This window comes from Segeticoccus sp. (genome assembly GCF_035708005.1).
The window spans coordinates 1-6,129 of the sequence record NZ_DASSTI010000095.1; the positions used below are offsets into that span (position 1 = coordinate 1).

Below are 6,129 nucleotides of genomic sequence, written 5' to 3' on the forward strand. Positions count from 1 at the left end.
TCGAGGTCGGCCGGCGGCTGGCCGCACTGGCTCGGCACGCGCAGGTGCTGGTCGTCACCCACCTGCCCCAGGTGGCCGCGTTCGCCGACCGGCACGTGGTGGTGCGCAAGGCGCGGGACGGGAGCGTGACCACCTCCGGGCTGACCGTGCTGGACGACGCCGGTCGGGTGCAGGAGCTCTCCCGGATGCTGGCCGGGCTGGAGGAATCCGACACCGCCCGGGCGCACGCGCAGGAACTCCTCGACATGGCGCGCGCGTCCGGCTGATCCGCGCCCGGTGGCTTGGTAGGATCGAAGCCCGTGGAGCTGACACGCCGTGACCACCAGACCAAGCACATCTTCGTCACCGGCGGTGTCGCCTCCTCACTCGGCAAGGGGTTGACGGCCTCGAGCCTCGGTCGACTGCTCAAGTCCCGCGGCGTGCGAGTGACGATGCAGAAGCTCGACCCGTACCTGAACGTCGACCCGGGGACGATGAACCCGTTCCAGCACGGCGAGGTCTTCGTCACCGACGACGGCGCGGAGACCGACCTCGACATCGGCCACTACGAGCGCTTCCTCGACGTCAACCTCAGCGGCCGGGCCAACGTGACGACCGGGCAGGTCTACAGCGAGGTCATCCAGAAGGAGCGGCGGGGGGAGTACCTCGGCGACACCGTCCAGGTCATCCCGCACATCACCAACGAGATCAAGGCGCGGATGCGCTCCGAGGCGGTCCGCCCGGAGGGGGAGCGCCCCGACGTCATCATCACCGAGATCGGCGGCACCGTCGGCGACATCGAGTCCCTGCCCTTCCTCGAGGCGGCCCGGCAGGTGCGCCACGACGTCGGCCGGGACCACGTGTTCTTCCTGCACGTCTCGCTCGTGCCCTACCTCGCCCCGAGCGGCGAGCTCAAGACCAAGCCGACCCAGCACTCCGTGGCTGCGCTGCGCCAGGTCGGCATCCAGCCCGACGGACTGGTGCTGCGCGCCGACCGCGAGATCCCGGACGACATCAAGCGCAAGATCTCGATGATGTGCGATGTCGAGACCGATGCGGTCGCGGCGTGCGTCGACGCGCCGAGCATCTACGACATCCCCAAGGTGCTGCACGCCGAACGGCTCGACGCCTACGTGATCCGCCGCCTCGGGCTGCCGTTCCAGGACGTCGACTGGCACGCGTGGGACGAGCTGCTGCGCCGGGTGCACAACCCCGAGCACGAGGTCGAGATCGCGCTGGTCGGCAAGTACATCGACCTGCCCGACGCCTACCTGTCGGTGACCGAGGCGATGCGCGCCGGCGGGTTCCACCACGACGCGCGGGTGAGGCTGCGCTGGGTCGCCAGCGACCGGTGCAGCACGCCGGCCGGGGCGCAGGAGGAGCTCGGCGGCGTCGACGCCATCCTCGTGCCCGGCGGGTTCGGCATCCGCGGCATCGAGGGCAAGCTCGGCGCGCTGCGCTGGGCCCGGGAGCGGCAGGTGCCGACGCTGGGCATCTGCCTGGGCCTGCAGTGCATGGTCATCGAGTACGCCCGCAACGTCGCCGGTGTCGAGGACGCCTCGTCGACCGAGTTCGACCCGCAGACCAAGGCCCCGGTCATCGCGACGATGGAGGAGCAGAAGGCCTACGTCGAGGGCGCCGGCAACCTCGGCGGCACGATGCGGCTCGGCACCTACCCCGCGGTCCTCGCCGAGGGCTCGGTCATCGCCAAGGCCTACGGGACGACGGAGGTCACCGAGCGGCACCGGCACCGCTACGAGGTCAACAACGCCTACCGCGACCGGCTCGAGGAGGCCGGCCTGGTGTTCTCCGGCACCTCCCCGGAGGGCACACTCGTGGAGTTCGCCGAGCTGCCTGCCGAGGTGCACCCCTACTACGTCAGCACCCAGGCCCACCCGGAGTTCCTGTCCCGTCCCAACCGCGCGCACCCGCTGTTCGCCGGCCTGGTCGGCGCCGCGTTGGACGCGCAGCGGGCCACCCGGCTCATCGAGGTCGAGCGCAGCAGCGCCCAGCCGCGCCACCCCGACGAGGACGAGGCCGGGGAGGCTCCCGCGGGGGAGCCGGCCGAGCAGTCCGCCGATCGTGAGGTCGCCGAGCGCGCGAGCGTGCGATGAGCCTGCAGGCCCCGCTGGCGGCCGACGGCGAGATCGTCGACCGGATCGACCCGCGGCCGGTCCGCTCCCGGCGCACCGTCTACGAGGGCGCGATCTGGGACGTCGTGCAGGACCGGGTCGACCTCGGCGAGGCCGGTGAGGTCACCCGGGACTACGTCGACCACACGGGCGCGGTGAGCATCATCGCGCTGCGGCAGCGCGACGGCCGCGACGAGATCCTGCTCATCTGCCAGTACCGGCACCCGGTCGGCGTGTTCGAGTGGGAGCCGCCGGCCGGGCTGCTGGATCAGGACGGGGAGCAGCCCTGGGAGGCGGCCGCGCGCGAGCTGCACGAGGAGGCCGACCTCACTGCCGGCCGCTGGCAGGTGCTCGTGGACTACTTCTCCTCCCCGGGCGGGATGTCCGAGGCCCTGCGGGTCTACCTCGCCACCGACCTCGCCGACGTCCCCGAGGCGGAGCGGCACACCCGCTCCGCCGAGGAGCACGGGATGCCGGCCCGCTGGGTTCGCCTCGACGACGCCCGTGACGCCGTGCTCGCCGGCCGGCTGCACAACCCCAGTGCCGTGATCGGCATCCTCGCCGCGCACGCCGCCCGCGAGCAGGGCTGGGAGACGCTGCGCCCGGTCGACGCGCCCTGGCCCTGGCACCCCGACCACCGCTGACCTCGCCCCGAGCGGAAGGGCCGGCCCAGCGGAAGGGCCGGCCGAAACCGAGTGGGAGGTCCCCAGCCGGCCTCCGTAGGATTGGTGGGCCATGGCTCACGGGGGCGGCCCGCCGCGGCGGGCCGTCACGGTGAGCACCCGGCATACCTCCTGCCATGCCGGCGGGACGACCCAGGCAACACGCCATCGACAACAGACAAGGACTCTCCCGTGCTTCGCACCCACGAGGCTGGCACGCTGCGTGCCAGCCACGCCTCACAGACCGTCACGCTGACCGGCTGGGTGGCCCGTCGGCGCGATCACGGTGGCGTGGCCTTCCTCGATCTGCGCGATGCGTCCGGCATCGTGCAGGTGGTCGTGCGGGACGAGGTCCTGGAGCGCAGCGGCGCCCACGACCTGCGCAGCGAGTACTGCATCAAGGTGACCGGCGAGGTCCGGCAGCGCCCCGAGGGCAATGCCAACCCCGACCTGCCGACCGGTGAGGTCGAGGTCCTCGCGAGCGACCTGGAGGTGCTCAGCCCGTCCGCGCCGCTGCCGTTCCAGATCGACGAGCGGGTCACCGTCGGCGAGGAGGCGCGGCTGAAGTACCGCTACCTCGACCTGCGCCGCCAGGGCCCCCAGGCGCCCGGGCAGGCGCTGCGGTTGCGCAGCAAGGTCAACGCGGCGGCCCGCTCGGTGCTGGCCGGTCACGACTTCGTCGAGATCGAGACGCCGACGCTGACCCGGTCCACGCCCGAGGGCGCCCGCGACTTCCTCGTGCCGGCGCGGCTGCAGCCGGGCAGCTGGTACGCCCTGCCGCAGAGCCCGCAGCTGTTCAAGCAGCTGCTCATGGTGGCCGGCATGGAGCGCTACTTCCAGATCGCTCGCTGCTACCGCGACGAGGACTTCCGCGCCGACCGGCAGCCGGAGTTCACCCAGCTCGACGTCGAGATGAGCTTCGTCGAGCAGGACGACATCATCGCCCTGTCGGAGGAGATCGTCGCCGCGCTCTGGCGGTTGATCGGGGTCGAGCTGACCACGCCGTTCCCGCGGATGACGTATGCCGAGGCGATGCGCCGCTACGGCTCGGACAAGCCGGACCTGCGCTTCGGGCAGGAGCTCGTGGAGTGCACGGACTTCTTCTCCGACACCACCTTCCGCGTGTTCCAGCAGGAGTATGTCGGCGCGGTCGTCATGCCCGGCGGTGCCTCCCAGCCGCGCAAGCAGCTCGACGCCTGGCAGGAGTGGGCCAAGCAGCGCGGTGCCAAGGGGCTCGCCTACGTCCTGCTGCAGGAGGACGGCACGCTGGGCGGCCCGGTCGCCAAGAACCTCACCGACGCCGAGCGCAAGGGCATCGCGGACCACGTCGGTGCCCAGCCCGGTGACTGCATCTTCTTCGCCGCCGGCGGCACCAAGGCGTCACGGGCGCTGCTGGGCGCCGCGCGCCTCGAGATCGGCCGGCGCCTCGGCCTCATCGACGAGGACGCCTGGTCCTTCCTGTGGGTGGTCGACGCGCCGCTGTTCGAGCCGAGCGCCGAGGCGGAGGCGTCCGGCGACGTGGCCGTCGGCTCCGGGGCGTGGACCGCGGTGCACCACGCCTTCACCTCGCCGAAGGCGGAGTTCCTCGACACCTTCGACACCGACCCGGGCTCGGCACTGGCCTACGCCTACGACATCGTCTGCAACGGCAACGAGATCGGCGGCGGCTCGATTCGTATCCACCGCAAGGACATCCAGGAGCGGGTGTTCAACGTGATGGGCCTGTCCGAGGAGGAGGCGCAGACCAAGTTCGGCTTCCTGCTCGACGCCTTCGCCTACGGCGCGCCGCCGCACGGCGGGATCGCGTTCGGGTGGGACCGGATCTGCGCCCTGCTGTCGGGCACGGACTCGATCCGCGACGTCATCGCCTTCCCAAAGTCCGGTGGCGGGTTCGACCCGCTCACCGAGGCGCCGGCGCCGATCACCGCCGAGCAGCGGCGGGAGGCGGGCATCGACGTCATCCCGGAGAAGGAGACCGGCGAGAGCGAGGAGCAGCTCGCCGAGCACACGCCCGTCACCGGCTGACCCCGCCCCGCCGATCTCGGGACTTTCCCGCCGATCTCGGGACTTTCCCGAGAATCTAGGGAGACTCCCGCGAATCTAGGGACTTTGCGCAACGCGAAGTCCCTAGATTCGTGACGAGGCGCAGGATGGCTACGGTGGGAGGCGTGAGCACCCCTGACTACCAAGGCACGTCCGTGCCCGCGCGCCGGCTGATGCTGGTCCACGCCCATCCCGACGACGAGTCGAGCTCGACCGGCGCGACGATGGCCCGCTATGCCAGTGAGGGCGCCGGCGTCACCCTCGTGACCTGCACGCTCGGCGAGCTGGGGGAGGTCGTGGTCCCCGAGCTCGAGCACCTGCGCGCCGACCGCGAGGACGCTCTCGCCCCGCGGCGGCTGGAGGAGCTCACCACGGCGATGTCCGAGCTGGGCGTGACCGACTTCGTCCGGCTCGGCGGCGACGGCCGATGGCGCGACTCCGGGATGGCCCACGACGAGAATCGGGGCGTCGTGCCGGCCGCTGATCCCCACGCCGATTCCTTCTGGCGTGCGGACCTGTTGGAAGCGGCGAACGAGCTGGTCGCGCTGATCCGTGACCGGCGTCCACAGGTGCTCATCACCTACGACGAGAACGGCCACTACGGTCACCCCGACCACATCCAGGCCCACCGGGTGGCGACGTATGCCATGTCCCTGGCCGCGGTGCCGTCCTACCGATCTGACCTGGGCGCCCCGTGGCAGGTGCTGCGGATCCTGTGGATAGCGATGTCCGAACGCCTGGTCCGAACCATGGTCGCCCAGATGCGTGAGGCCGGTGAGTCGAACGAGTTCCTGGACTCCATCGACCTCGACTCCGACGAGCCGCCGATGATGAGCGTGCGCGACTCGGACATCGCCGTGCGGATCGACGGATACCCCTATGCGGCACAGCGGTTCGCAGCCCTGCGCGCCCATGCGACGCAGATCCCGCCGGATGAGTTCTTCTTCCGGTTCGAGGGCGCGCCCCCGGGTCCGCTGTGGGAGGAGTGCTTCCGGCTGGCCGGAGGCGTGCCGTTCGACGGGCCGGCCGACGACGTCTTCGCTGGTCTGGACCTCTGAGGGCTCCCGAATCTAGGTACTTTCCAGCGAATCTCGGGATTTCCCGTGCGGAAAGTCCCGAGATCGGCGGGGAAGCCCCTAGATCTGGGATCTCCCTAGACCTGTGGGGAAGTGCCTAGTGCCTCGCCAAGTTGAGTCGGGTCGGTAACCGTGTCCTGCTTGCCTTGACCAGAGCTGGTCTCGAGGCTGGTCGGTGGAGGTGATCGATCCGATGGCGAGGAACCCGGAGGTGTTCGTCCGCGAGCTGTCTGCCGA

At 71.0% G+C, this 6,129-nt stretch carries 4 protein-coding genes and 1 pseudogene; all 5 read left to right on the forward strand.

Annotated elements, in window-relative coordinates; genetic code table 11:
• A pseudogene (locus VFL99_RS09850) lies at positions 1 to 266 on the forward strand (DNA repair protein RecN); the annotation flags it as partial.
• A 33-nt stretch (positions 267 to 299) separates the two neighbouring features.
• A complete protein-coding gene (locus VFL99_RS09855; protein WP_325106174.1) occupies positions 300 to 2,093 on the forward strand; it encodes a CTP synthase in 1,794 nt (597 codons plus the stop codon).
• Entirely contained in the window at positions 2,090 to 2,755 is a 666-nt protein-coding gene (locus VFL99_RS09860; protein WP_325106175.1) for an NUDIX hydrolase, read from the forward strand. Before VFL99_RS09855 ends, VFL99_RS09860 begins: the two co-directional genes overlap by 4 nt.
• A 210-nt stretch (positions 2,756 to 2,965) precedes the next feature.
• Positions 2,966 to 4,798: an aspartate--tRNA ligase gene (gene aspS / locus VFL99_RS09865; RefSeq protein ID WP_325106176.1), complete on the forward strand. Its 1,833-nt coding sequence runs from the start codon at positions 2,966 to 2,968 to the stop codon at positions 4,796 to 4,798.
• Positions 4,799 to 4,941: 143 nt separating this feature from the next.
• Positions 4,942 to 5,874 (forward strand): N-acetyl-1-D-myo-inositol-2-amino-2-deoxy-alpha-D-glucopyranoside deacetylase, encoded by a 933-nt coding sequence (mshB, locus tag VFL99_RS09870; protein ID WP_325106177.1) that lies wholly within the window; start codon positions 4,942 to 4,944, stop codon positions 5,872 to 5,874.
• The last annotated feature ends 255 nt before the right edge of the window (positions 5,875 to 6,129 follow it).

What these genes read in the sequence shown, in the direction of transcription:
- VFL99_RS09860 (WP_325106175.1), top strand. Translation starts at nt 2,090, where the DNA reads ATGAGCCTGCAGGCCCCGCTGGCGGCCGACGGCGAGATCGTCGACCGG.